We start from the raw sequence: 26353 nt of genomic DNA on the forward strand, positions 1-26353 counted from the left end.
ATTTTTTTCTTTAATCACACCTCTTTACACAGAGCAATGAAAACAGAATTAGTGACTCATTATTTTTTAGCAACAGGTTTCTTTACCGCTGTTTTTTTAGCAGCTGCTTTCTTTGCCGGAGCTTTTTTGGCGGCTACTTTTTTAGCAGGTGTTTTTTTAGCAATCATTTCCTGTACTTCCGCCAACGTTAATTGGGCAGCATCCACATCTTTACTCAATTCAATTTTGAGTTTTCCCTTAGTGATTACAGAGCGTCCCCAACGCGCTTTTTCGACAAGAATTCCTTCATCTTCCCAATTGTGCAACACTTTATCAATATTTTTTTGCAATTTATCTTCGATCAAAGCCTCGATATCAGCTTGTGACAAATCATCAAAATTATATTTCTTACTCACATTTATAAACAAGCCGTCCCATTTGATAAAAGGACCAAAACGACCCGTTCCTTTTTGAACGCCTTCGCCTTTATAAACTGCAATTGGAGCATCAGCTATTGCTTTTTCATCGATTAATTCTTGTGCTCTTTCAAAATCAACATCCAGTGGGTTTTCGCCTTTTGGCAAAGAAACAAAAGCCGCTCCGTGTCGGATATAAGGCCCATAACGACCATTACTCACCTCAACTTCTTCTCCTTTATATTCACCCAAGTTTTTTGGCAATAAAAACAAATTCAACGTTTCCTCTAAAGTGATGTTTCCAATGTTTTGATCCGTCATTAAACTAGCAAACTTTTTCTCTTCATCATCGGCAGCTCCAATTTGAGCCATTGGTCCAAATTTTCCCAAACGTACCGAAACCGGTTTTCCTGTTTTTGGATCGGTTCCCAGAATTCGTTCACCGCTTTCTCTCTCTGCATTAGCTTCAACATCTTTCACTATTGGGTGAAATTTATCGTAGAACTCCTGCATCATTTTTGTCCATTCAATATTTCCCTCCGCAATTTCATCAAAATCTTGCTCGACTTTAGCTGTAAAATTATAATCTAAAATATTTCCAAAATTTTTAACTAAGAAATCTGTAACAATTGTTCCAATATCCGTAGGAACTAATTTTCCTTTATCAGAGCCTGTATTTTCTTTTAGCAGCTTCTCGCCTACTTTTCCGGATTGCAACATTAATTGCGTATAATTTCTTTCTTGACCGTCAAGATTTCCTTTTTCGACATAATTCCTGTTGATAATTGTAGAAATTGTTGGCGCATAAGTAGAGGGACGACCAATACCTAACTCTTCTAATTTTTTTACCAAAGAAGCTTCGGTATATCTTGCAGGCGCTCTTGAATATCTTTCGGTTGCTGAGATATAATTATTTAGTAATTTTTCATTCACTTTCATCGCAGGCAACATTCCTTCTTGCTCTTCTTCATCGTCATCATGCCCTTCTAAATACACTTTCAAGAAACCTTCAAAAAGTAAAACTTCTCCCGATGCCGTGAATATTTCAGCATGATTATTTGCTTCAATTTTCACATTGGTACGTTCTAATTGCGCATCACTCATTTGCGAAGCCAACGTTCTTTTCCAAATCAAATCATACAAACGCGCTTGATCTCGGTCAATATCTACCGTATGTCGGGACATATCCGTAGGACGAATTGCTTCATGCGCTTCCTGTGCTCCTTTGCTTTTATTGATAAACGTTCGCGGTTTTGAGAATTCTTTTCCGTAGGATTTGATGATTTCAGCCTGAGCAGCTTCCATAGCATCTTTTGATAAATTCACGCTATCGGTTCTCATGTACGTAATTAGTCCGGCTTCGTAAAGGCGTTGCGCCAGCTGCATGGTGATTCCCACCGGCAAATACAATTTACGGGCAGCTTCTTGTTGTAAAGTCGAAGTTGTAAATGGACCTGTTGGTGTTTTTTTGGTAGGTTTAGTCTCTAAATCGGCTACTTTATATGTTGAACCTATATTTTTATTTAAAAAATCTTCAGCTTCTTTTTTTGTATTGAAATTTTTAGGAAGTTTAGCTTTGAATGTTTTTCCGCCTTCGTTAAGAAATTCTGCGACAACAGAATACGTTGCTACGGCTTTAAAGTTTTGAATTTCCCGTTCTCGCTCTACAATCAAACGAACAGATACTGATTGTACACGACCTGCAGAAAGACCTCCCTTTATTTTTCTCCAAAGTACAGGAGATAATTCATAACCAACTAGACGATCTAATACACGACGTGCTTGTTGTGCATTGACTAAATTATAATCTATTTCTCTAGGATTATCTATTGCTTTAAGAATTGCCGTTTTAGTGATTTCGTGAAAAACAATACGCTTAGTTTTGGTTGCGTCTAACTTTAATTCTTCGGCTAAATGCCAAGAAATAGCTTCACCCTCGCGATCCTCATCACTTGCTAACCAGACCATTTCAGCTTTTTTTGCTAAACCTCTTAATTTGGTTACCAATGCTTTTTTATCAGCAGAAACTTCGTATTTAGGTTTGAAACCATGTTCTACATCTACGCCAATTTCTTTGGAAGGTAAGTCGGCAATATGCCCGTAACTGGACTCGACTTGAAAATCTGCTCCTAAAAATTTTTCGATTGTTTTTGCCTTTGCAGGTGATTCCACGATAACTAAATTCTTTGCCATATCCCTATTGTTTGTGTTGGCAAAAGTATAAGATTTTTTTAAGTTTTAAGTTTATTAAATTTTAAAAGTCAATATAATCGTTGAATTGCAAGTTTTGAATGTTTTGAATTCTCTACACTAAAAGCAAATAAAACGGTCTGATTTGATCTACAATAAAAGTTGTTTCCGTTCAATTTCTTAAAGTATCCTTCGTATTAAGTAGTTAAATTAAATAAATCGTTCTGAAATTTTATATTTTTACACCACAACAACGTTCAAACCCATATCTTCCAGTTTAGTTTTAGTTTCGATATCGATACCAGAGTCCGTGATTAAAACATCAATTTTTTCGACATTACAAATTTTTCCAAAACCTCTGACATTCATTTTAGTCGAATCTGCTAACACAATAACCTTCGCAGCAACATCAATCATCGCCTGATTCAAATGAGCTTCCATTGCATTTGACGTACTTAAACCAAACTCCAAATGGAGCCCATCAGTACCAATGAATAATTTATTGCACGAAAACTGACTCAAAATACCCTCCGCAATAGCACCTACAACTGAAGTTGATGCTTTTCTAATATCACCACCCAACTGTATGGTGTCAATTTCTGGATGTTTGCAAAGTTCTAAAGAAACTTTGAGCGAAGGAGTTAGAACGGTCAATTTCTGAAACCCGCCCATTATTTTAGATAGATTATGAATTGTTGTTCCAGAACCCATGATAATGTAATCATTTTCTTTAATGTAATCTAATGCTGCTTTTGCAATGAGCTTCTTCTGTTCCACCTGAAGCAATTCCTTATCACTTACGTTTCGTTCGAAAGCATAAATAGGCTGCTTGCTAGCACCTCCGTGAGTACGATGCAACAGATTTTTATTTTCTAAAAAACTCAAATCTTTTCGTATCGTTACGGACGAAACCTTGTGTGTTTCACACAGTTCAACTACGGTTACATATCCTTTTTGATTTAACTCCTCCAGAATAAGTTCCTGTCTTATATTGATGATAGCCATACTACTGTTTAAAATATTAGAATAAAGATAGGGATTCTTTTAGAAATAAAAAATAAAATCAGTTATTTCGAAAAGTTTCGATTTATTTCGTTTTATTTCGTTATGTTTGTAAAGCGTAAACATTAGGTTACGATATAAAAACAATAAAATGAAAAGATCAGAACAACTAACGCAACTTGCACAAACCAAAAATTGGGATGTAATAATTATTGGTGGAGGTGCTAACGGATTAGGCATAGCATTAGATTCAGCCAGTAGAGGGTTCAAAACCATACTGCTAGAATCAATAGATTTTGCCAAAGGAACCTCAAGCCGAAGCACAAAGTTAGTTCATGGAGGGGTTCGCTATTTAGAACAAGGAGATATTGCTTTAGTCCGCGAGGCCCTAAAAGAAAGAGGCTTAATGGCGCAAAATGCGGGGCACTTAGTAAAAAACCAATCTTTTGTGATTCCAAATTATAACTGGTGGGGAGGATATTTCTACACAGCGGGACTAACATTATACGATATGTTAGCTGGACGTTTAAGTTTAGGCGCTTCTAAATACGTTTCCAGAAAAAAAACAATCGAATTACTGCCTACCATAGTACAAAAAGGATTAGTGAGCGGAGTAGTATATCAAGACGGCCAATTTGATGATTCCCGTTTAGCGATCAACATTGCACAAACAGCCGTTGAAAAAGGAGCTACACTTTTGAATTACGCAAAAGTAACTAATCTATTAAAAGACGATAAAAATCAAGTTACGGGAGTAGAATTTGAAGATAAAGAAACTGGTACTAAATATGAACTGAATGGAACTTCAGTTATAAATGCTACCGGCGTTTTCACCAATTCTATTATGAAAATGAACGATTTAGAATACAAAAAATATATTGTTCCAAGTCAAGGAATTCATCTAGTGTTTGATAAATCATTCTTACCTAGTCAACACGCATTAATGATTCCAAAAACAAGTGACGGACGCGTTTTATTTGCGGTGCCATGGCATGATAAAATTGTAGTGGGAACAACGGATACTTTAGTTAAAAAATCAAGCTTGGAACCAATTGCTTTGGAACAAGAAATTGATTTTGTTTTAGAAACAGCACAAAGATTTTTAGCAAAAAAACCAACAAGAGCAGATGTTTTATCTGTGTTTGCCGGTTTAAGACCTTTGGCTGCGCCAGAAAAAAAAGGACAAAGTACCAAAGAAGTTTCTCGAAGCCATAAAATAATTGTTTCAGATACTGGATTAATTACCATTACAGGAGGAAAATGGACTACTTATCGAAAAATTGCCGAGGACGTAATTGGCAAAGCAATCAAAGTTCATAATTTACCTAAAAATGAATGTAAAACAGAACACATTGCCATTCACGGAAATAAATTAACTTCAGTAACAGATCGAGAAAATCATCTCTATATCTATGGAACCGATATTCCTAAAATACTGAAATTACAAGAAGATGAGCCTTTATTAAAAGAGAAACTGCACCCTGACTATGAATACACCATGGCCGAAGTAGCATGGGCAATCCGTTTTGAAATGGCCAGAACTATTGAAGATGTATTGGCCAGACGGGTACGCCTTTTATTCTTAGATGCCAGAGCGGCGATTGATTCTTCTGAAAAGGTTGCTCAATTATTAGCCAAAGAACTAGGCCATGATAGCACTTGGGCAGAAGCTCAAGCGGCTGAATTTAGAGCTCTTGCCAACGGTTTCCTATTGACAGAATTTCAAATAAAATAACCTATAATCCTATTAACTTAAAAAACGCCAAAAATGAAAAACAAACTAATTCTTGCCCTTGACCAAGGGACCACATCCTCTAGGGCTATTGTGTTTAACCACGATGGGGAAATTGTCAACGTATCTCAAAAATCTTTTGAACAAATTTTCCCAAAGCCAGGATGGGTAGAACATGATCCAAACGAAATTTGGTCCTCACAAATGAGTGTAACTGCTGAAGTTATTGCAAAAGTGGGGATTTCTGGAAAAGAAATTGCCGCTATTGGTATCACCAATCAAAGAGAAACCACCATTGTTTGGGACAGAGAAACCAGCAAACCCATTTATAACGCCATTGTTTGGCAAGATAGACGAACTTCAAAATATTGTGATACATTAAAGGCAGAAGGCCATGGAGATATGATCAAGGAAAAAACAGGACTTGTTTTAGATGCCTATTTTTCTGCCACCAAATTAAAATGGATACTCGATAATGTAGAAGGAGCTCGTGAAAAAGCAGAACAGGGAAAATTGTGTTTTGGAACTGTAGACACTTGGTTAATTTGGAAACTAACCCGAGGTAAAATGTTCATGACCGATGTTTCCAATGCAAGCAGAACGATGTTGTTGAATATCCACACTATGGAATGGGATCAGGAATTATTAAATTTATTCGATATCCCGCAATCGATATTGCCAGAAATAAAACAAAGCAGCGAGGTTTATGGAGTAACCTCAACCACTTTATTTTCAACAAAAATTCCTATCGCCGGAGTCGCGGGAGACCAGCAAGCAGCTCTTTTTGGACAGCTTTGCATCAATCCAGGAATGGTAAAAAACACCTACGGAACAGGCTGTTTTATGCTTATGAATACTGGAGAGAAGCCCGTTTATTCTAAAAACAACTTATTGACGACCGTGGCTTGGAAAATTAACGGAAAAACAACTTACGCCTTAGAAGGCAGCGTTTTTGTTGGCGGCGCAGCAGTACAATGGCTGAGAGATGGTGCAAAAATGATCGATGCAGCCCATGAAATTGAAGAATTAGCAGCCAGTGTTCCAGACAACGGAGGTGTATATTTTGTTCCTGCACTAACAGGTCTGGGAGCTCCTTACTGGGATCAATATGCCCGAGGTGCTATAATTGGGATCACTCGAGGAACCACAAACGCGCACATTGCCAGAGCTACTCTTGAAGGAATCGCCTATCAAGTATATGACGTAGTAAAAGCTATGGAGGCCGATTTTGAAAAAAAAGGAACAGAATTAAGAGTAGATGGCGGAGCAGTAGCCAATAATCTATTAATGCAATTCCAATCAGATCTTTTTAATTTTAAAGTTATACGTCCAAAAACATTAGAAACTACAGCCTTAGGAGCCGCTTATTTAGCCGGTTTAGCGATAGGATATTGGGACAGCGTAGATGAATTACAAAAACAATGGACGATAGACCGTGAATTTTCACCCGAAATGCCCAGAGAAATAGTCACTGATTTAGTAAAAAACTGGGACAAAGCGGTAGGTAGAGCAGGAAACTGGATAGAAGACTAATGACTAAAACCATATATTATGACTCCATTTATAGCAGAAATTCTCGGTACTATGCTTATGATTTTATTAGGTAATGGCGTAGTTGCCAATGTCGTTCTCAAAGGAACCAAAGGAAACAATTCAGGTTGGATTGTCATTAGCACAGCTTGGGGCTTTGCCGTATTTGTAGGCGTTGCTGTAGCTGGTCCAATTAGTGGCGCGCATTTAAATCCAATTGTCACCTTAGGCCTTGCTCTAATAGGAAAATTCGCTTGGTCTCAGGTTGCTTCCTATATCTTAGCTCAATTCATTGGAGCTATGCTGGGAGCGTTCTTAGTTTGGCTTTCCCATAAGGATCATTTTGCCGCTACAGAAGACGAGGGAGGAAAACTTGCTTGTTTTTGTACCGGACCCGCAATTCGGAATTACTCCTCCAATTTGATGAGTGAAATCATCTCCACTTTTGTTTTAATTTTTGTAATATTCTATATCGCAGGCCCAGAACTGATAATGACTTCTGATACTGGTGCTGCAATAGGGCTTGGAACTGTAGGAGCTTTACCTGTTGCTATTTTAGTTTGGGCTATAGGATTGTCACTGGGAGGGACCACAGGCTATGCCATTAATCCTGCCAGAGATTTGGGACCGCGAATGATGCATGCTATTTTGCCTATAAAGGGCGGTAGCGACTGGAGCTATGCTTGGGTTCCCATCGTTGGTCCTATAATAGGTTCCTGTTTGGCCGCAGCCTTGTATATGTTACTTCTCTAACCTTCACTTTTAAAAGTAAAATCATGCGAAAATTATTTTTCACCTCTATAATCACTATTATAGGGTTAGCTGGATACGCCCAAGAAACGCCTGTTTCCGATACCATTCCGGCAGCTATAATAAATAAAAAACCAAATAGACTAGACTTCGATGTAGAATTAAAAACGAGCCACCTTTGGAGGGGACTGGTCATCAACGGAAGCATGACTGCCATGGGCAACATTCATTATGCTTTGGATAAAAAACAAAATCTGACCGTTGGCCTTTGGGGCGGAAATGGGTTTGACGGAGACTACAAAGAAATTGATTATTACATTCAGTACCAAAACAATGGTTTTTCAATTGCTGTATGGGATCTATTCAATACCACAAATATTGAGAACCCTGCCGTTTTTAATTATGATCGAAAAACAACCACGCACATTATTGACTTGAGAACATCCTATCAATTTCCTGATCGATTTCCTTTGCGCATAGAAGCTGATTTTCTGCTTTACGGCAATGACCGCGAATTGATGGATAACCTCGATTATAAAAACAGGTATTCAACCTATGTAGAATTAGGATATCCGTTATTGAAAAATCAAAAAATCAGTTTAGATGCTTATTTAGGAGCAGGATTTGCTCTAAACGGAGCCTCCCATTTGTATACAAATGATCCCAACAGTAATTTTGATATTGTAAATACTGGAATCAGGGCGTACAAAAACATTCACATTTTAAATTACAAACTTCCTGTTTCCGCAGTTGCAATGTGGAATCCGGCCCTTAAAATTGCCCGAATTCAATTGGGTGTGGTATTGTTCTAGCCACCAACACAACGACACCCGGTTTGCTAGTAAAAACGTTCTTTTAGAAATAAAAGAACGTTTTTTTTATTCCAAAATTAAAACACAAAACATTGTTAATTCTTAATCTGACATCTTGTCATATTTATTTGAATTGCGTTATCTTTGCGCTTTGAAAACAGAGAATGGAAAAGATAATAGAAGAAAGCAAACAAGGAGAAAGTCTTGTTTTAGAAAATAGACCGGAGAATACTAAAAAACTTTTTATAGAAAGTTATGGCTGCGCAATGAATTTCTCAGATAGTGAAATCGTAGCTTCCATATTATACACGAACGGATACAATACAACGCAAGTGCTGGAGGAAGCTGATTTAGTTTTGGTCAATACCTGTTCGATTAGGGACAAAGCAGAACAAACGATTCGCAAACGTCTGGAGAAATACAATGCCGTAAAACGCATCAATCCAAAAATGAAAGTGGGCGTTTTGGGCTGTATGGCCGAGCGTTTGAAAAGTCAATTCTTGGAAGAAGAAAAAATTGTGGACCTCGTTGTAGGGCCTGACGCATACAAAGATTTACCAAACCTTTTGCAAGAAGTAGAAGATGGACGCGATGCGATTAATGTGATTTTGTCAAAAGATGAAACTTACGGTGATATTTCACCGGTTCGATTGATGAGTAACGGAATTACGGCTTTAGTTTCTATCACCCGTGGTTGCGATAATATGTGTACCTTTTGCGTGGTGCCTTTCACCCGTGGTCGTGAACGCAGCCGTGAACCGCAAAGTATCATGACCGAAATTCAGGATTTATGGTATAAAGGGTTTAAAGAAATTACACTTTTGGGACAAAATGTGGATAGTTTTCTTTGGTACGGCGGCGGACTAAAAAAAGATTTTGAAAACGCTACCGAAATGCAAAAAGCCACAGCGGTTGACTTTGACCAATTACTGGAAATGGTCGCGGTTGGTTTTCCTAAAATGCGCATTCGATTTTCGACATCAAACCCGCAAGACATGCATGAAAGTGTTTTGCACGTGATTGCCAAACATCCTAATATTTGTAAACACATTCACTTACCAGTTCAGTCCGGAAGCAATAGAATCCTAAAAGAAATGAACCGTTTACACACGCGTGAGCAATACATGACTTTGATTGACAAAATCAGAACTATTATTCCTAATGGATCTATTTCTCAGGATATGATTTCGGGTTTTCCAACGGAAACCGAAGAAGATCATCAAGATACCTTAAGTTTGATGGAGTATGTAAAATATAACTTTGGGTATATGTATTCGTATTCTGAACGTCCGGGAACATTGGCAGGAAGAAAAATGGAAGATGACGTACCAGAACAAACGAAAGCCCGAAGATTACAAGAAATTGTCGATTTACAACAAAAACATGCTTGGTTCCGCAGCGAAGAATTCATTGGTCAAACCGTAGAAGTATTGGTAGAAAAAGTTTCAAAAAAATCAACCGAAGAGTTTTCTGGAAGAAATTCGCAAAGTATCACTGTGGTTTTCCCAAAAGAAGATTATAAAATTGGAGATTTTGTAAATGTAAAAATCACTTCTTGTACTAGCGGAACTTTGAAAGGAGAAGCCGTTAGTTTAAGTGAGATGAATTAATAAAAAGTTCGCCACGAATTTCACTAATTTTTATTTTAATTTTAATTTTGTAAAAAAATTGAAAACAAAAATGATAAAATATGGAGCTATATAAAAAGGAAGAATATTTTAAAATTATAGGGCTTTGTATGGAAGTTCACAGAATTCTTGGCGGTGGACTTCTTGAAATTGTTTATAAAGATGCTTTGGAATATGAGTTTAAAAAAAACAACATTCCTTTTTGAAAGAGAAAAAGAATACAACATACAATACAAAGATGTCGTTTTAGCTCATGAATTTTATGCCGATTTTGTCGTTTACGAAGAAATTATATTAGAAATAAAAGCCGCAAAAGAAATTGCAGATGAACATACAGCCCAAACTTTAAACTATATAAAGTTAGCTGAAAGCAGTTTAGGAATTATTGTAAATTTCAATAACAAGTCACTACAACACAAAAGGATTGTCTATTAAATTGATTCGAACTATTAAAAATTCGTGGAAATTTGTGTAATTCGTGGCTAAATAAAAATAAGATGGAATCAGTTCAAAACATAAAACAACGATTTGAGATTATTGGAAATGATCCAAAACTTAATCGTGCTATAGAAAAAGCAATACAAGTTGCTCCTACTGACATTACCGTTTTAGTAGCTGGAGAAAGCGGTGTGGGAAAAGAAAATATTCCTAAAATCATTCATTCACTTTCGCACAGAAAACATGGGAAATATATTGCCGTAAACTGTGGAGCCATTCCCGAAGGAACCATTGACAGTGAACTTTTTGGACATGAAAAAGGTGCTTTTACCGGAGCAACAGGAACTCGCGAAGGTTATTTTGAAGTGGCTAATGGTGGAACTATTTTTCTGGACGAAGTAGGTGAACTGCCTCTTACAACTCAAGTCCGTTTATTGCGCGTTCTAGAAAACGGTGAATTCATAAAGGTAGGTTCTTCACAGGTTCAAAAAACTGATGTACGAATTGTGGCTGCTACGAATGTCAATTTATTTGATGCCATCGAAAAAGGGAAATTTCGTGAAGATCTCTATTATCGTTTAAGTACGGTAGATATCACCTTGCCTCCTTTACGAGATCGAAAAGAGGACATTCATTTATTATTCCGAAAATTCGTTGCTGATTTTGCTAACAAATATAAAATGCCTCCGCTGAAACTAGATGAAAGTGCTGTTCAATTATTGCAAAAATTTCGTTGGAGCGGAAACGTACGACAATTGCGGAATGTAGCAGAACAAATTTCAGTCTTAGAAACCAATAGGGAGATTTCTGCTGTGACAATGCAGTCCTATTTGCCAGCCCAAGGAAGCAATTTACCATCTGTAATTAAAGATAAAAAAAGCGAAAGTGATTTTAGTACCGAAAGAGAAATTTTGTACAAAGTACTTTTTGACATGAAAAGCGATCTAAATGATTTGAAAAAACTGACTTTAGAACTGATTCAAAATGGCACTTCTAAAGTACAAGAAACCAATCAAAACTTAATCAAAAAGATATATGGTTCTAAGGAAAATGATAGTGAAATAGATTTTGAAGAAGAACCAAGAGCTGCATTATTAGCCGCTCAAAACAATGACAACAACTATCAGGAACAAGACGAAAATTACTTGTTTACTGAAACTGTAGAAGAAGAGGAAACATTGCGCTTGGAGCAAAAAGAAATAGAAATGATTAAAAAATCATTAGAAAAAAATAAAGGAAAACGAAAAGCTGCAGCAGATGAATTAGGAATTTCCGAAAGAACTTTATACCGAAAAATCAAACAATTTGATTTGTAGGTTTTTATACAAAACACCAAGATACCAGCATTTTAATTCAAAATTAATATCTTTGACCTAGGCGAAAGCAAACTGACGTAGCAATTTTTTAAAAAATAAAATGAAACACTTAAAACTTATACTGCTTTTCATTATTATAATGAGCATAAACAGCTGCTCTGTGTATAACTTTACCGGTACAGGCAAAATTGATGCAGAAACATTTCAGGTTGGCTTTTTTCAAAATAATTCAGAACTGATTGAGCCGGGAATTGACCGAACATTTACACTCGAGCTTCAAGATTTGATTCAAAATCAAACCAATTTGAACTTGGTTCAGAATGGCGCCGATTTAACCTACGAAGGAGAAATCGTCGATTACAGAATAAGTCCTATGACCGCTACGGCAGACCAGCAGGCATCTCAAAACCGTTTAACAATTCGAGTAAATGTTCGTTTTACCAATAAAAATAAAGAAACAGATGACTTTGAAAAACCTTTTACGTTTTTCTTTGATTATCCAGCGCAGCAACAATTAACTGGAGCAACGTTGAACACCGCTTTAGAAGATATTTTTGAAAGAATAACACAAGATATATTTAATGAGTCTCTGGCTAAATGGTAAATTAAAGTTGAACTGTTCAATCGATTACACAGTTCAAACAATTACACGATTAAACACTAAAAATGAACGTATCCGATTATAATTATTTGATTAACAAACCTAATACTGTCCATCGTGAGCACACGGCTGCTTTAGAAAAAATATTAGAAGAATTTCCTTATTTTCAAAGTGCGAGAGCGCTTCAGTTAAAAGGATTGTTTAATGAGGATAGCTATAAATACAATGGGGAGCTAAAAATAACAGCGGCCTTTACAACGGACCGATCTGTTTTATTCGACTTCATTACATCCGATACTTTTACCTCTATCACTAAAAGTCTCTATGATGCAAAAGCTCGTGAGATCCTTAACCTATCTGTAATTGAGAGCGAAATCATTCCATCTCAAGAAAAAAAAGAGTTAAAATTAAATCCTGCAGAACAATCCATTCTTACGTTAATAAAAGAAGCTACACCTGCTGCTGTAAACTCTGAAACCACACCTATAACCGAAAAAATAGATCTTGGGAAACCTTTGGATTTTTCGGCAAGGGAACAACATTCCTTTCAAGAATGGCTTCAACTCTCGCGCACAGAACCTATAGAAAGAGAAAAAGAGGATTCTGAAAACCCGTCTGCCCCGCTGAATGAAGAAAAAAGAAAAAAACTAGACCTAATTAATAAATTTATCGAAACAAGTCCAAAGATTTCTCCCGTAAAACACGGCATACCATCCTCAGTAAATTTAGATCTAAATGCCGCTGATAATTCGTATTTGATGACCGAGACTTTAGCCAGAGTTTACTTGGAACAAAAAAAATATCAAAAAGCCATACAAGCATATGAGATATTAATTTTGAAATATCCAGAAAAAAGTAGTTTCTTTGCAGACCGCATAACGGATATTAAGATTTTACAACATAATAATAATTAAACAATGAGCACATTTTCAATTTTTTTAGTTTTAATAACTATAGTTTGTTTTCTATTAATCGTAGTTATCATGGTTCAAAATCCTAAAGGTGGTGGATTATCCTCTACAATAGGTGGTTCTCAAATGTTAGGCGGAGTACAAAAAACAACTGACTTTTTAGACAAAAGTACTTGGACATTAGCAACTATATTAATTGCGCTAATATTACTGTCTACTTTAAGCTTTACAGGAACATTAAGTGATACCGATTCTAAAATTATTGACAATATAGGAACTCCTGCACCAAGCACAACGACTCCTGCAGTTCCTGCTCAAAATACACCAGCAGCTGCAGATCCAGCAAAATAAATTGATTACACATATTTTAAATGCCAGCTTGTCAAAGCTGGCATTTTTTATAAGAAAATATGTCAGATTCAATAGGTTGGCACAATTTCTGAAATATTAGACTTTAATACTTAATACAGAACAATAAAAAACATAAAATCATGGATTTAAACATTAAACCACTTTCGGACAGAGTTCTTATCGAGCCTGTTGCTGCTGAAACAAAAACAGCATCAGGAATTTTTATTCCTGATACTGCCAAAGAGAAACCACAAAAAGGAACCGTAATCGCCGTAGGAAACGGAACAAAAGATCACACTATGACAGTAAAAGTTGGTGATTCTGTTCTTTACGGAAAATATGCTGGCACTGAATTAAAATTAGAAGGCAAAGATTATTTGATCATGCGTGAAGATGATATTTTAGCAATTATCTAAACAGTATTAAGTCCTAAGAATTAAGTATCAAGACAACTTGAAACTTTAAACAAATTAAACTTTAAACAAAAAGCAAAGAAATGGCAAAAGATATAAAATTTGATATAGAAGCACGTGACGGATTAAAACGCGGCGTTGATGCATTAGCAAATGCTGTAAAAGTAACACTCGGGCCAAAAGGACGTAATGTTATTATTGGAAAAGCTTTTGGAGGACCAACCGTTACTAAAGATGGTGTGACCGTTGCAAAAGAAATTGAATTGAAAGATCCATTGGAAAATATGGGTGCTCAAATGGTGAAAGAAGTAGCCTCTAAAACTAATGATTTAGCTGGAGACGGAACAACAACTGCAACTGTTTTAGCTCAAGCAATCGTAAAAGAAGGATTAAAAAATGTTGCTGCTGGAGCCAATCCAATGGATTTGAAACGCGGTATTGACAAAGCAGTTGATGCTATTGTTGCTGATTTAGCTAAACAAGCTAAAGTAGTGGGAACAGATTCTGAAAAAATCAAGCAAATTGCTTCGATATCAGCTAATAATGACGAAATAATTGGTGAACTAATCGCCGCTGCTTTCGCAAAAGTTGGAAAAGAAGGAGTAATCACTGTTGAAGAAGCTAAAGGAACTGATACGTATGTTGATGTTGTGGAAGGGATGCAATTTGACAGAGGATATCTTTCTCCGTATTTTGTGACTAATTCAGAAAAAATGGAAGTAGAACTAGAAAATCCATACATCCTTTTGTATGACAAAAAAGTTTCTTCTTTAAAAGAATTACTACCCGTTTTAGAACCTGTTGCTCAGTCCGGAAAACCATTATTGATTATTGCTGAGGATGTTGATGGTGAAGCATTATCGACATTAGTGGTAAATAAATTGCGTGGAGCCTTGAAAATCGCTGCTGTTAAAGCACCTGGTTTTGGAGACAGAAGAAAAGCAATGTTAGAAGATATTGCCATCTTAACTGGTGGAACTGTAATTTCAGAAGAAAGAGGATATACTTTAGAGAACACAACGATTGAAATGCTAGGAACTGCTAAAAAAGTAACTATCGACAAGGACAATTCTACAATTGTAAGCGGTGCCGGTGAAGCGGACATGATCAAAAATCGTGTCAACCAAATCAAAGGTCAAATGGAAGCTACAACTTCTGATTACGATAAAGAAAAGTTACAGGAGCGTTTGGCTAAATTAGCTGGCGGAGTTGCTGTACTTTACGTTGGTGCTGCTTCTGAAGTAGAAATGAAAGAGAAAAAAGACAGAGTTGACGATGCGCTTCACGCAACTCGCGCTGCTGTTGAAGAAGGAATTGTTGCTGGTGGTGGTGTAGCTTTGTTAAGAGCTAAAAATGCACTTAGCGCTATTAAAGCTGACAATGCCGACGAAGCAACGGGAATCCAAATTGTATCTCGTGCAATAGAGTCTCCATTAAGAACTATTGTTGAAAATGCTGGTCTTGAAGGTTCTGTTGTAGTTGCAAAAGTTGCTGAAGGTTCAGGTGATTTTGGTTACAATGCAAAAACTGATGAATATGTTGATATGCTTAAGGCAGGAATTATAGATCCTAAAAAAGTAACACGCGTTGCATTAGAAAACGCAGCATCTGTTGCAGGGATGATCTTGACTACAGAATGTGCTTTGATTGATATTAAAGAAGATAATGGCGGCGGAAACCCAATGGGTGGCGGTATGCCAGGAATGATGTAATAACATTTTCCTCCAAATAAAAAACCGTCCCGATATAAAAATCAGGACGGTTTTTTTATGAATTGTACTATAATTATTCTTGAACTTTTGATTTTTTACTGAACTTATAAATTACTGGTAAAACGGTAATTCCAACTAAGATCAAGACAATTACTTCAATGTGCTCTTTTAAATCTATTTGATAATTATCAAGTAAAAATCCGTACAAATAGTGTCCTGCAAAAATAAGAGTGAAGGACCAAATAAAAGAACTCAAAATATTATAAGTCATAAACTTTTTCTTGTCCATAGAGACAATTCCTGCTACTATTGGCGCAAAAGTCCTTAAAATTGGCAAAAAACGGGCAAAAATGATTGCTTTACCCCCGTACTTTTCAAAGAAATCTTTAGACTGAACCAGATATTTTCTTTTAAACCAAAAGCTATCTTGTTTGTTGTACAAATAATAACCACTTTTAGAACCAAACCAATATCCTACAACGTTCCCTAAAATTCCTGACAACGCCACAAGTGTTGACAAAAGAACAACATTTATAAAATCATTCTCAATAAATAAAATATTCTCTATTAATTCCCTACTGTAAATCCCAGCCAAAAAAAGCAAACTATCACCTGGTAAAAAGAAACCTGCAAAGAGACCCGTTTCTGCAAATACAATAAATAAAACTATATAAATTCCCAGTTTAATCCCATTAATATCAAAATGAATATAAAAAAGTGGGTCAATTAAATTCTTCCAATCAAAATCGTTCATTCTACGCTATTTTATGCTACAATTATTCGTGCGTGAAAGTACGGATAATATATCTGAACCACAATTTATGATGCCATTTTAAAGTTTTATTAACTATTTAAATGACCCTAATTAACTTTACGTTACTCGCGGTCAAATATTGTTTTTAATATTCTCACTTCTAGTTCAATACAAAAATTAATTTTACAATTAACAACTGAGGCTTTACCCATAAATCAACAAATAAAACATAAAAAAACCAAAACTTTCGCTTTGGCTTTTCAAAATTATTCTCGTTCGTATTGACAACAGTCAGGGAGACCTTCATAGTCTTTCAGCGATGCCTTAAATTCCTCTGTATCGTGGCCCGCATTTGCGATCGCTTTTTGAATTGAAATTGCATTTGTCTTCATTTCGTTTACAATTAAATACAACGAAGCAGTATCCACGTCCCAATTAGCAGTTTTCACACCCGAAACACTGAAAGCCGCTTTTTCAATTCTCATTTTACACATTTCACAATTTCCACTTACGTGAAATTTAATTTTAGCATTTTTACTTTTGGTCTCCTGAGCCTGAACTGAAAACCCGATAAATATTAAAAACAGTACTGCTACAATATTTTTCATTATTGCTTTTTTAAATTATTTAATTTTAAAACGTAAACCCGCATAATACATTTGTCCAAAAACCGGACCATAAGCAATTGAAGCATCAAAGTTAGGTTCAAAAGGATCGTCATTACCCAAAATAACATTGTCTTGTTTGTAATTACCAATGTTTTCTCCGCCAATATATATTTCAAATGCTGATGAAAAAGATCGGGTAACTTGAACATTCATAACAGAAAATGAAGGTGAAAATTCAGATAGTCTGTCTTTGTCTGGATTTGTTGTTGTATTGGGCAATTGTTGTTTTCCCAGCCAGTTAGCAGTATAATCAAACTTCCATTGTTTTCCGTCATCTAATGCACGTGTTTCAAATCCAAAATTCCCAAAAAAACGATGTTTTGCCTGTAAGGGTCGTTGATAGGTTCCAGATAAATAATCTGTTTGAATATCATAATATTTATAGGCCGTTCTCAAATTAAAACGTTTTATTGGTTCATAATTGAATTCTACTTGCAAACTATTCGCATACGATTTTCCTTTAAGGTTATAAAACAAAACCTGCTGCGGACCTTGCATTATATCAACAATTGCTTGGTTTTGAAAAACAGTTTTGTAAAAATCAAAACCAACATCAGCACTTTTGCCGAAAAGCAAAAAACCCTGCATAAAACTCAATCCGTAATTCCATGCAATTTCAGGATTCAAACCGTATATTTTTCCATTACTATCTAAAAATTCAAAAGTTCTTGAACTTGCTAAAAGCTGTTGGTTTTCTGCAAAAACATTAGCACTACGTTTCCCTCTTCCTGCGGAAAACCGCAAAACACCTTTCGCCCAAGGATTGTATCGCACATGTAATCTTGGTGTTACAAAAGTCCCTAAACGATTGTGATTGTCTATTCTACCGCCAAGAACTGCACTAAAGTTATCTGTATTGTCATACGTATATTCAAAAAAAGCACCGACTGAATTGTCAATTCTGCTAAAATCATTCACATTGACAAACTCACCATATTTATCATACGTAAAGTTTAAACCTGTAGAAAATTTATGCATCGTATTGTTAATAATCGAATTGAAAATCAGGTTCGAATAATAACTTTTTTGTTCAATATTATATTGATTTAATCCAAAATAAGAATTTTGATCATGACTGTTAAAAGCATTCTGAAAACCGATACTTTGATACGGCATATCAGGAAAAACATAGCCCAATTTAGCTGAAACATCAAAACGTTCCGTATTGATTTCGGAACCCCAATAATTAGTCGTCCCTCTGTTTCTATCCGGATCAAATTTTAATTCTCCTGTTTGTTTTTGATCATTCATATATCGAAAGTTAATAAAACTAACCCACCCTTTTTTGGCATCGGTATATTGCCAACGGTTTAAAACATTGATTTGCTTTGCTAGTGGATTATCAAGAAATCCATCATCGTTCATATCGTTTTTTGCAACTCTGGTATTTTTCCATGTACAAATAAACTACTGCTCCATTTATCAGAAATTTTAGTGTTGAAATGTGCATTTAATTCAAATCTGGAATCTGAAGAACCATAAACATTTAGAAAAAATGGAATATCGTTGATTGGTTTAATTAACTCAGTATTGATTTGTCCCGAAATACTTTCGAAACCATTAATAACACTCCCGGCTCCTTTAGTAATTTGGATGCTTTCAACCCAAGTTCCCGGTGTAAATGATAGTCCGTAGGCTTGAGAAGCACCACGAACTGAAGGAATATTTTCTTCGGTAATCATCAAGTAAGGACTCGTTAACCCCAGCATTTTTATTTGTTTCGTTCCCGTCAAAGCATCTGAAAAATTGACATCAATTGAAGGATTTATTTCGAAACTTTCTGCCAGATTACAACAAGCAGCTTTCAGTAGTTCTGTGCTTGTTAGTGTTGTAGTATTAGCTGTTACCCGATAGGATTTTTTTAAACTTTTACTGCTAGCTTGTATTTTTACCTCTTGTAAAGTGTCTTGCGAATAAGAATTAAAAGCACATAAAAGGGACAATAAAAGTATTGAAATTTGTTTTTGCATGATTGATTTTTAATGTTAGAATAATATAAAATCACAAAATTGTGACTCAAGTTTTATTAAACATTAAAACTAAGCGTAGAAAATATAATTGTGGTATAATTTAAAAAAGGGTGGCGCATTTGCATTGCAATAATAGGCAGTGACTTGCGTATTTTTAAAATTTGAAATGAATGAAAAAACAGAAGGATTCCATTCTTCGATTGAAAAAATATAATCTGCATTGGCAGAAACTATTTTTTGGATTAAATCATCCGTATTCTTTTGAAAATTTGACTCTTTGTCTTTGCAACAACTTGTTTTATTTTCAACAGCACGACAACACTTTTTAACTAATTTTTGATTTTGAACAGGAGTTTTAACAGTAACAGAAGAAATTTCATTTCCGCAATAACGGACATTAAGTGCTAATCCCATATTGGAAACCAACAAGAAAAAAGCAATAAGAAGACAAATAAGTCCTTTGAATTTCCTACACCTAAAGTAGTGATTTAATTGAACTCTACAAGCTGAATAGATGTTAAAATCTACAATTCAAATTCTTGCCCCATCAAAGGAACTTTACAATCAAAACCATATTTTTCATGCACTTTTATTCGGAGTTCATCCAGCGGTTCATTTTCACCGTGAACTAAAAATACTCTGGTTGGTCTATTTTCTAATTTAGATAACCAATGGAGTAAATCATTTTGATCTCCATGTGCTGAAAGCCCTTCTATTTCTAAAATATTTGCTTTTACCGGATAATAGTTTCCGTGAATTTTGATTTCTTTAGCTCCTTCCAGCAACTTTCGTCCACGTGTTCCCTCGGCTTGGTATCCCACCATAATTAAAGTGGTTTGTGGCAAAACAATATACTTTTCTAAATAACTCAATACCCTTCCTCCTGTAACCATTCCGCTAGCAGCAATTACTACTTTAGGTCCATCATCAAGAATAATGTTCATCGTTTCCTGAAAATCTGAAACTAATGAAAACATTCTACTCATTTCAGTACATTCTTGTAAGGACAACTTATGCCATCTTGGGTTATCAGAAAAAATATTTAGCGCATTAATTCCCATGGGAGTATCAATAATGTAAGGGATATTAGGAATCCTTCCTTCTTCCCTGAGTTGCCATAATAAGTACATGATTGTTTGAGCACGCTCTACGGCAAAACTCGGAATAATAATGGTTCCGCCTTTGTCAACAGTATTATTGATGTACATTTCTAGTTCTAATTTGGTATCCGTTTTAGGATGGATCCGATTTCCGTAGGTACTTTCGAGAAAAACATAATCGGCTTTTTTAGGTTTAGTCGGCGGATACATCAACACATCATCATCCCGACCAATATCTCCCGAAAAAACTAATGTTTTATTTTCGAGGGTTAAAGCAATACTGCAAGCGCCCAAAATATGCCCTGCATTAGTGTAAACCGCTTCAATTTGAGCATCCAAAGGTAGTGGCTCATTAATTTTGATTACTCTAAATAACGGGAAAACTTTCTCTGCTTGTTCTACTGTATAAAGAGGTTCAGCAATTTCGTGCTTCGAATATTTTCCTTCATTCGCATTTTTGGCTTCTTCCTCCTGAATTTTAGCACTATCTAAAAGAATAAGTTTCGTTATATCTTTTGTGGGACTGGTGCAATATATTTTTCCAGAAAATCCTTGATTGACTAATCTGGGCAACCAGCCGCAATGATCTAAATGTCCATGAGTCAACAACACAAAATCTATCGTAGAAGGCAAAACTGGCAACGGATCCCAGTTGAGTTCCCGCAACGGTTTTAATCCTTGAAATAATCCACAATCAATCAAAATCCGAATCCCCTTGCTTTCGATTAATGTTTTAGAACCGGTCACAGTTCCAGCTCCACCTATAAATTTAACTTTCATTTGATTTGAATTTAAAATTAAGCATTCTCAGCAATCATTCCTTTTAGATATACCTGCACAATTCTGACGCTTCTTTTAAAACGTTTTTCATTCGATTCGGGCTCAACCCTATTCTGTTTAAACAATCTGAATTGTTTATAATTTCTTTTACTAAAATAACATCTAAAATCAATAATTTATCTTTTTCAGCGAGAGACAAGGTTGTTAAACAGGTTACGGGATATAGAGAATTACTATCATTTTTCGTTTTCAAATTGTTATCTTCAGGATAATTCCAACTCAACAAATTCAATCCTGAGCATTTTGCAAAAGTGATTGCATCTACCGTAAACCGGTTGTTGGTAACAATCCAACATTTAGAGACTATGTCTTTTCTATCAAAAATAGGATGATTTCTTTCCTTAATGTCATTAAAACGGGACAGAATATACATCGGAACTTTTACATCTGAAGCAACATCTCTGCCGGCATGATATTTACATTCGACCATGGCGATAATTTCATTTTTTTTGACCAAAACATCTATTTCGTGTGAAACACATTTTCCTTGTAAAGTCAAATTGGTTATTGTTTTATAATTCTCCGCAGAAAAAAGTCTTCCTACGTATTTTTCAAAAAAGAAACCTGCAGGACCTAAAAGCCGAATTGCTTCTCTCAAATTATAACGTGCCGCATGGGAATTAGCCGTTTTCTTTAATAATGAAAAAGCCATTTTATAGATTTGTTTGGTAGAAATTCCCTCAAACATTTGCTTTTTTATAGTATACAAAATCGTATCTACTTCCAGAGCACTAGCACCAGACTTTAGAAGTGATTTTTTAAGTTTATCCGAATTAAATTCGACAATATCTCCAGAATGTTTCACTATTTTCATATTGACAATAATTTGATAAACAAATACTTAAATCAACATTAAAGATAGATAAAAAAGATTATCTATTTTGTTTTTGATAATAAAATCCAGGAACGAACAACAGTAAAAAAATAGGTTGAATTAAAAACCGGCGGATATAAAACAGAATCCAATTATGGTTTTCACGAGTGAAGAAAATGATATAGAAAAAAGCAACAATTAGAATCATAAAAAGAAAATAATACAAAACAAAAGCGAATTTCACCATCATTATTTCTTTGAAAAGCACATAAATAATACCCAATGAAATAGCGGTATTTAATGTGTAACGAAATAATAATCCTAAAAATAAATGAAATGAATTGACACTTGGCAACCTTAATTCAGCAAAATCCCTTTTGAAAAAATCTAAAAAAGGATCATAAAACAACTGATTTTCAAAAGCACGAACAAGCACTAACAATGCAACCAAAAAAAGGAATTGTATTAGTCTTAGTTTGTTATTTAATATCTTTTGAAGCATATCTTGAAAATTTACGTACCCAAATTAACCACAAAATAAAAACTACACCATAAATATACAAAGGAAAAAGGACACCGTGTAGAAATGGTTCTTGTTTTGGAAAATAAAAAATAAGCGCACTCAAAGCTGCAATTCTCAAAACATTCAATCCATAAATAAGCAGGCTTCCGCCAAAGATAAAAAGTAAAGTAGTTTGCAATTTCCCGGAAAAAGCGACCACAAATGAAATAAACAAAATAATTACGCTGATCGCATTACAGCCTTCTACAATGCGAGCAACATATTTTTGTTCATAAAACAATTTCATATAAGGATGTTCAACACTTTCTTCTATTGAAGATGGGGCATTAAAAAGTTGCAAGACCTGCTCCGTGTTTTCACTCACCATCCTTGTGATAGCATCTATTTTATTTTCTTCAAAACTACTAAGATATTGCTGATACAAAAAAGCCATTGCTATATAGGTCAAAAAAAAAGTGCCTATAAAAAGCAAAAATGGTTTGTAGAGAATAAAATATTTTTTCAAAATCTATTTTTTTAACAAATTTATGTAATTTTTGAAACTGTCTTTAAATACTTTTGCATAAATAAAAATAAAAAACATGACATTTCAAGAATTACAACCAAAAGTAACCGAAATCATATCAAATACAACGCAATCCAGAGACGAAAAACTATTATCTATTTGTCAATTGCTAAGCAACTCGATCGATTATTATAATTGGGTTGGATTTTATTTTGCAAATCACGAATCTAAAATGTTGCACCTAGGCCCTTACGTAGGAGCCCCTACGGACCATACGATAATCCCTTTTGGAAAAGGAATTTGCGGACAAGTAGCCGTTTCTAACGAAAATTTTGTGGTTCCTGATGTTGCAGCGCAAGATAATTATATTGCTTGTAGTTTTACTGTAAAATCAGAAATTGTAGTTCCCCTTTTTGTAAACGGCGAAAATATAGGCCAAATTGATATTGACAGTCACGTCATAGATCCATTCACTAAAGAGGATGAAAAGTTCCTAGAGTTTGTCAATGAGGAAATTGCGAAATTATATTAGGATTTAAAATAATTCATATTTCATAATTCATAATTGATAATTATTTTTTACTTTTGCACCCGTCTTACAATGGATGTATGGCATACATAAAAATCATTAAACAAATATTGGAATGTATTTAACTAAAGAGATTAAAGAAGAAATCTTCGCTAAACACGGAGAAAAAACAAACACTGGAAAATCAGAAGCACAAATTGCTTTGTTCACTTTCAGAATTAGCCACTTAACGGAGCACTTGAAAAAAAATCGTCACGATTATAATACAGAGCGTTCATTAGTATTGCTTGTAGGTAAAAGAAGATCTTTGTTAGATTACTTGAAGAAAAAAGAAATCAACAGATACCGTGAAATTATCAAAGTATTGAATATCAGAAAATAATCAATAGAAAAGAGGCGCGAGAGTGCCTCTTTTTGTTTTTAGAATATAGCGTCTAAATTCGTTTCACAATCCTGACACAAAAGGGATTAGAATCGAGACCATACCGCAAAGTCAGTACTAACAATATTGGCAAATAAAAAAGTTCGTTTTTCATTGGGTTTTAGGCATTAACTACGCAAAACAATAACTACAACACAACTAAAATCCATTGTTTAATCAAGAAAAAAGAATTATGATTCCAAAAGTTTCAAGAGAAATTATCGATTTAGGAGATGGGAGAAGCATCTCAATCGAGACCGGAAAATTAGCTAAACAAGCTGACGGTGCCGTAGAAGTACGAATGGGAAATGCAGTGTTGCTAGCAACAGTTGTGTCAGCCAGAAAAGCAAGCCCAGGAATTGACTTCTTGCCATTAACATTAGATTATCGTGAAAAATTTGCTGCTGCCGGACGTTTTCCTGGTGGTTTCTTTAAGAGAGAAGCAAGACCAAGCGATAATGAAATATTAACCATGAGATTAGTTGACCGTGTGTTGCGTCCACTTTTTCCAAAAGATTATCACGCAGAAACGCAAGTGATGATCCAATTGATGTCTCATGACGAAAATGTAATGCCAGATGCATTAGCAGGATTAGCCGCATCAGCAGCTTTGTCTTTATCTGACATTCCATTCTCTACTTTAATATCTGAAGTTCGTGTCGCCAGAGTTGACGGTACATTTATCATTAATCCAAGTCGCACTCAATTAGAATTGTCTGATATTGACATGATGATTGGCGCTTCAAAAGAGTCTATCGCAATGGTAGAAGGAGAAATGAAAGAAATTTCAGAAGCAGAAATGGTTGAAGCAATCAAATTTGCACACGAAGCGATCAAAATCCAAATTGCAGCTCAAGAAAGATTGGTTGCTGCTTTTGGAAAAAAAGAAATAAGAACATACGATCAAGAAAGAGAAGACCTTGCCATTTACGAAAAAGTAAATGCAGCAGCTTATGATAAATGTTACGCCATTGCAAAAGAAGGCACAGCAAAACAAGAAAGAACTGCTCAATTTGCAGAAGCAAAAGAAGCAGTAAAAGCTTTGTTTACTGAGGAAGAATTAGCAGAAAATGGAGATCTTGTTTCTAAATATTTTGCTAAATCGAGTAAAGAAGCCGTTCGTAATGTAACCCTTGATTTAGGCACACGTTTAGACGGTAGAAAAACAAATCAGATTCGTCCTATTTGGGCTGAAGTTGATTACTTACCTTCTGTTCACGGCTCTGCTTTATTTACTAGAGGAGAAACTCAAGCATTGGCAACAGCAACTTTAGGTACTTCCAGAGAAGCAAACCAAATTGACTCTCCATCACAACAAGGAGAAGAAAAATTCTACTTGCATTATAACTTCCCTCCTTTTTCTACAGGTGAAGCAAAACCATTAAGAGGAACGTCAAGAAGAGAAGTAGGTCACGGAAACTTAGCACAACGTGCTTTGAAAAACATGATCCCTGCTGATTGTCCTTATACAATCCGTATTGTATCTGAAGTATTAGAATCAAATGGATCTTCTTCCATGGCGACAGTTTGTGCTGGAACATTAGCACTTATGGATGCTGGAATTCAAATGACCAAACCCGTTTCCGGGATTGCAATGGGATTAATTTCTGATGAAAAAACAGGTCGATTTGCTGTATTATCTGACATTCTTGGTGATGAAGATCACTTAGGAGATATGGATTTCAAAGTAACCGGAACTGCTGATGGAATTACTGCTTGTCAAATGGACATCAAAATTGAAGGATTGGCTTACAACATCATGGAAGAAGCTTTAGCTCAAGCTCGTGAAGGTCGTTTACATATTCTTGGAAAAATCATAGAAGTTTTAGCTGCTCCAAAAGCAGATGTAAAAGCCTATGCTCCAAAAATTATCACAAGAACAATTCCTGGAAACTTTATTGGTGCTTTGATTGGACCTGGTGGAAAAGTAATTCAAGAATTACAAAAATCTACAGGAACCACGATTGTGATCAATGAAGTAAATGAGCAAGGAGTTATCGAAATTTTAGGTACAGATCCTGCCGGTATTGAAGCTGTACTAGCTAAAATTGAATCCATCACATTCAAACCACAAATGAACGAAGCTTACGAAGTAAAAGTAATCAAGATGCTAGATTTTGGCGCTGTTGTAGAATATACAGCCGTTCCCGGAAACGAAGTTTTATTACACGTATCTGAGTTAGCTTGGGAACGTACAGAAAACGTTTCTGATGTGGTAAATATGGGAGATGTATTCATGGTGAAATACTTAGGAATGGATCCAAAAACCAGAAAAGAAAAAGTGTCTAGAAAAGCACTTTTGCCAAGACCTCCACGTGAGGAAAGAAAAGAGTAATCAGATCTTAAGTTTACTAAAGGTTTATTTATAAAAAACCCCAATTCAAATGAATTGGGGTTTTTGTTTTTGGTTGTTAGTTTACTATTGATAGGATTTTTTTTAACTATTGT

General features: G+C 35.3%; 25 protein-coding genes and 1 pseudogene. 16 read left to right on the top strand and 10 right to left on the bottom strand.

Annotated elements, in window-relative coordinates; all coding sequences use genetic code 11:
* Positions 1-59: 59 nt before the first annotated feature.
* Both topA and ACEN2F_RS03370 read right to left on the bottom strand, forming a co-directional pair.
* The gene (gene topA, locus ACEN2F_RS03365; protein ID WP_441736065.1) at positions 60-2588 is read right to left on the bottom strand and encodes a type I DNA topoisomerase; all 2529 of its coding nucleotides are present in this window, start codon (positions 2586-2588) and stop codon (positions 60-62) included.
* 237 nt (positions 2589-2825) lie between these two features.
* Complete coding sequence (locus ACEN2F_RS03370) at positions 2826-3590, bottom strand: DeoR/GlpR family DNA-binding transcription regulator (RefSeq protein WP_441736068.1); 765 nt, start codon at positions 3588-3590, stop codon at positions 2826-2828.
* Between the two features lie 148 nt (positions 3591-3738).
* On the opposite strand from ACEN2F_RS03370, the gene ACEN2F_RS03375 reads away from it, so the two are divergent.
* The 13 genes from ACEN2F_RS03375 (at position 3739) to groL (ending at position 15781) form a co-directional block, all read left to right on the top strand.
* Positions 3739-5322, top strand: coding sequence for an FAD-dependent oxidoreductase (locus ACEN2F_RS03375; protein ID WP_441736071.1), 1584 nt, complete (start codon positions 3739-3741; stop codon positions 5320-5322).
* Between the two features lie 33 nt (positions 5323-5355).
* Entirely contained in the window at positions 5356-6852 is a 1497-nt protein-coding gene (gene glpK / locus ACEN2F_RS03380; protein WP_441736074.1) for a glycerol kinase GlpK, read from the top strand.
* Positions 6853-6870: 18 nt separating this feature from the next.
* Positions 6871-7602: an MIP/aquaporin family protein gene (locus ACEN2F_RS03385; protein ID WP_441736077.1), complete on the top strand. Its 732-nt coding sequence runs from the start codon at positions 6871-6873 to the stop codon at positions 7600-7602.
* A gap of 23 nt (positions 7603-7625) precedes the next feature.
* Positions 7626-8411: a hypothetical protein gene (locus ACEN2F_RS03390; protein WP_441736080.1), complete on the top strand. Its 786-nt coding sequence runs from the start codon at positions 7626-7628 to the stop codon at positions 8409-8411.
* A 164-nt stretch (positions 8412-8575) separates the two neighbouring features.
* Positions 8576-10021 (top strand): tRNA (N6-isopentenyl adenosine(37)-C2)-methylthiotransferase MiaB, encoded by a 1446-nt coding sequence (miaB, locus tag ACEN2F_RS03395; RefSeq protein WP_441736083.1) that lies wholly within the window; start codon positions 8576-8578, stop codon positions 10019-10021.
* Between the two features lie 80 nt (positions 10022-10101).
* Entirely contained in the window at positions 10102-10245 is a 144-nt protein-coding gene (locus ACEN2F_RS03400) for a GxxExxY protein (RefSeq protein WP_441736086.1), read from the top strand.
* On the top strand, positions 10214-10474 hold the full coding sequence (locus ACEN2F_RS03405; RefSeq protein ID WP_441736089.1) for a GxxExxY protein: 261 nt from the start codon (positions 10214-10216) through the stop codon (positions 10472-10474). The genes ACEN2F_RS03400 and ACEN2F_RS03405 overlap by 32 nt, the downstream gene beginning before the upstream one ends.
* Before the next feature lie 62 nt (positions 10475-10536).
* Positions 10537-11793: a sigma-54 interaction domain-containing protein gene (locus ACEN2F_RS03410; protein WP_441736092.1), complete on the top strand. Its 1257-nt coding sequence runs from the start codon at positions 10537-10539 to the stop codon at positions 11791-11793.
* A 100-nt stretch (positions 11794-11893) separates the two neighbouring features.
* On the top strand, positions 11894-12397 hold the full coding sequence (locus tag ACEN2F_RS03415) for an LptE family protein (protein ID WP_441736095.1): 504 nt from the start codon (positions 11894-11896) through the stop codon (positions 12395-12397).
* A 62-nt stretch (positions 12398-12459) separates the two neighbouring features.
* Entirely contained in the window at positions 12460-13308 is an 849-nt protein-coding gene (locus ACEN2F_RS03420; RefSeq protein WP_441736097.1) for a tetratricopeptide repeat protein, read from the top strand.
* A 3-nt stretch (positions 13309-13311) separates the two neighbouring features.
* Positions 13312-13656: a preprotein translocase subunit SecG gene (gene secG, locus ACEN2F_RS03425; protein WP_441736100.1), complete on the top strand. Its 345-nt coding sequence runs from the start codon at positions 13312-13314 to the stop codon at positions 13654-13656.
* A gap of 140 nt (positions 13657-13796) precedes the next feature.
* Complete coding sequence (locus ACEN2F_RS03430) at positions 13797-14072, top strand: co-chaperone GroES (RefSeq protein ID WP_441736103.1); 276 nt, start codon at positions 13797-13799, stop codon at positions 14070-14072.
* An 80-nt stretch (positions 14073-14152) separates the two neighbouring features.
* The gene (groL, locus tag ACEN2F_RS03435; RefSeq protein ID WP_441736106.1) at positions 14153-15781 is read left to right on the top strand and encodes a chaperonin GroEL; all 1629 of its coding nucleotides are present in this window, start codon (positions 14153-14155) and stop codon (positions 15779-15781) included.
* Positions 15782-15854: 73 nt separating this feature from the next.
* Here the strand turns inward: groL and ACEN2F_RS03440 are convergent, their stop codons facing one another.
* From ACEN2F_RS03440 to xrtF, 8 genes and pseudogenes are all read right to left on the bottom strand, one after another.
* The gene (locus ACEN2F_RS03440) at positions 15855-16535 is read right to left on the bottom strand and encodes a DedA family protein (protein ID WP_441736109.1); all 681 of its coding nucleotides are present in this window, start codon (positions 16533-16535) and stop codon (positions 15855-15857) included.
* Positions 16536-16801: 266 nt separating this feature from the next.
* Complete coding sequence (locus tag ACEN2F_RS03445) at positions 16802-17143, bottom strand: heavy-metal-associated domain-containing protein (RefSeq protein ID WP_441736111.1); 342 nt, start codon at positions 17141-17143, stop codon at positions 16802-16804.
* Positions 17144-17158: 15 nt separating this feature from the next.
* Positions 17159-19173: pseudogene (locus ACEN2F_RS03450) on the bottom strand (TonB-dependent receptor plug domain-containing protein).
* A 69-nt stretch (positions 19174-19242) separates the two neighbouring features.
* Positions 19243-19704 carry an HYC_CC_PP family protein gene (locus tag ACEN2F_RS03455; RefSeq protein WP_441736825.1) on the bottom strand — a complete coding sequence of 154 codons (462 nt, stop codon included), beginning with the start codon at positions 19702-19704 and terminating at the stop codon, positions 19243-19245.
* On the bottom strand, positions 19698-21053 hold the full coding sequence (locus ACEN2F_RS03460) for an MBL fold metallo-hydrolase RNA specificity domain-containing protein (RefSeq protein WP_441736114.1): 1356 nt from the start codon (positions 21051-21053) through the stop codon (positions 19698-19700). Before ACEN2F_RS03460 ends, ACEN2F_RS03455 begins: the two co-directional genes overlap by 7 nt.
* A 43-nt stretch (positions 21054-21096) precedes the next feature.
* A complete protein-coding gene (locus ACEN2F_RS03465; protein WP_441736116.1) occupies positions 21097-21927 on the bottom strand; it encodes a restriction endonuclease in 831 nt (276 codons plus the stop codon).
* A gap of 58 nt (positions 21928-21985) precedes the next feature.
* On the bottom strand, positions 21986-22429 hold the full coding sequence (locus ACEN2F_RS03470) for an exosortase F system-associated membrane protein (RefSeq protein WP_441736119.1): 444 nt from the start codon (positions 22427-22429) through the stop codon (positions 21986-21988).
* Positions 22407-22955: an exosortase family protein XrtF gene (gene xrtF / locus ACEN2F_RS03475; RefSeq protein ID WP_441736120.1), complete on the bottom strand. Its 549-nt coding sequence runs from the start codon at positions 22953-22955 to the stop codon at positions 22407-22409. Before xrtF ends, ACEN2F_RS03470 begins: the two co-directional genes overlap by 23 nt.
* 76 nt (positions 22956-23031) lie before the next feature.
* Between xrtF and ACEN2F_RS03480 the strand changes: the two genes are divergently transcribed.
* From ACEN2F_RS03480 to ACEN2F_RS03490, 3 genes are all read left to right on the top strand, one after another.
* Positions 23032-23487, top strand: a complete 456-nt coding sequence (locus ACEN2F_RS03480; protein WP_441736122.1) for a GAF domain-containing protein — start codon at positions 23032-23034, stop codon at positions 23485-23487.
* A 112-nt stretch (positions 23488-23599) separates the two neighbouring features.
* On the top strand, positions 23600-23866 hold the full coding sequence (gene rpsO, locus ACEN2F_RS03485; protein ID WP_441736124.1) for a 30S ribosomal protein S15: 267 nt from the start codon (positions 23600-23602) through the stop codon (positions 23864-23866).
* 232 nt (positions 23867-24098) lie between these two features.
* Entirely contained in the window at positions 24099-26240 is a 2142-nt protein-coding gene (locus ACEN2F_RS03490; RefSeq protein ID WP_441736127.1) for a polyribonucleotide nucleotidyltransferase, read from the top strand.
* Positions 26241-26353: the final 113 nt, after the last annotated feature.

This window comes from Flavobacterium sp. W20_MBD1_R3, from assembly GCF_052119725.1.
Classification (GTDB): domain Bacteria; phylum Bacteroidota; class Bacteroidia; order Flavobacteriales; family Flavobacteriaceae; genus Flavobacterium.

Coding starts and splice junctions, on each gene's coding strand:
- ACEN2F_RS03420 (WP_441736097.1), top strand. CDS start 12,460: ATGAACGTATCCGATTATAATTATTTGATTAACAAACCTAATACTGTC.
- topA (WP_441736065.1), bottom strand. CDS start 2,588: ATGGCAAAGAATTTAGTTATCGTGGAATCACCTGCAAAGGCAAAAACA.
- ACEN2F_RS03430 (WP_441736103.1), top strand. CDS start 13,797: ATGGATTTAAACATTAAACCACTTTCGGACAGAGTTCTTATCGAGCCT.
- ACEN2F_RS03405 (WP_441736089.1), top strand. CDS start 10,214: ATGAGTTTAAAAAAAACAACATTCCTTTTTGAAAGAGAAAAAGAATAC.
- rpsO (WP_441736124.1), top strand. CDS start 23,600: ATGTATTTAACTAAAGAGATTAAAGAAGAAATCTTCGCTAAACACGGA.
- groL (WP_441736106.1), top strand. CDS start 14,153: ATGGCAAAAGATATAAAATTTGATATAGAAGCACGTGACGGATTAAAA.
- ACEN2F_RS03460 (WP_441736114.1), bottom strand. CDS start 21,053: ATGAAAGTTAAATTTATAGGTGGAGCTGGAACTGTGACCGGTTCTAAA.
- ACEN2F_RS03440 (WP_441736109.1), bottom strand. CDS start 16,535: ATGAACGATTTTGATTGGAAGAATTTAATTGACCCACTTTTTTATATT.
- ACEN2F_RS03445 (WP_441736111.1), bottom strand. CDS start 17,143: ATGAAAAATATTGTAGCAGTACTGTTTTTAATATTTATCGGGTTTTCA.
- ACEN2F_RS03390 (WP_441736080.1), top strand. CDS start 7,626: ATGCGAAAATTATTTTTCACCTCTATAATCACTATTATAGGGTTAGCT.
- ACEN2F_RS03410 (WP_441736092.1), top strand. CDS start 10,537: ATGGAATCAGTTCAAAACATAAAACAACGATTTGAGATTATTGGAAAT.
- ACEN2F_RS03385 (WP_441736077.1), top strand. CDS start 6,871: ATGACTCCATTTATAGCAGAAATTCTCGGTACTATGCTTATGATTTTA.
- ACEN2F_RS03490 (WP_441736127.1), top strand. CDS start 24,099: ATGATTCCAAAAGTTTCAAGAGAAATTATCGATTTAGGAGATGGGAGA.
- ACEN2F_RS03400 (WP_441736086.1), top strand. CDS start 10,102: ATGGAGCTATATAAAAAGGAAGAATATTTTAAAATTATAGGGCTTTGT.
- glpK (WP_441736074.1), top strand. CDS start 5,356: ATGAAAAACAAACTAATTCTTGCCCTTGACCAAGGGACCACATCCTCT.
- ACEN2F_RS03370 (WP_441736068.1), bottom strand. CDS start 3,590: ATGGCTATCATCAATATAAGACAGGAACTTATTCTGGAGGAGTTAAAT.
- ACEN2F_RS03480 (WP_441736122.1), top strand. CDS start 23,032: ATGACATTTCAAGAATTACAACCAAAAGTAACCGAAATCATATCAAAT.
- secG (WP_441736100.1), top strand. CDS start 13,312: ATGAGCACATTTTCAATTTTTTTAGTTTTAATAACTATAGTTTGTTTT.
- miaB (WP_441736083.1), top strand. CDS start 8,576: ATGGAAAAGATAATAGAAGAAAGCAAACAAGGAGAAAGTCTTGTTTTA.
- ACEN2F_RS03465 (WP_441736116.1), bottom strand. CDS start 21,927: ATGAAAATAGTGAAACATTCTGGAGATATTGTCGAATTTAATTCGGAT.
- ACEN2F_RS03470 (WP_441736119.1), bottom strand. CDS start 22,429: ATGCTTCAAAAGATATTAAATAACAAACTAAGACTAATACAATTCCTT.
- ACEN2F_RS03375 (WP_441736071.1), top strand. CDS start 3,739: ATGAAAAGATCAGAACAACTAACGCAACTTGCACAAACCAAAAATTGG.
- ACEN2F_RS03415 (WP_441736095.1), top strand. CDS start 11,894: ATGAAACACTTAAAACTTATACTGCTTTTCATTATTATAATGAGCATA.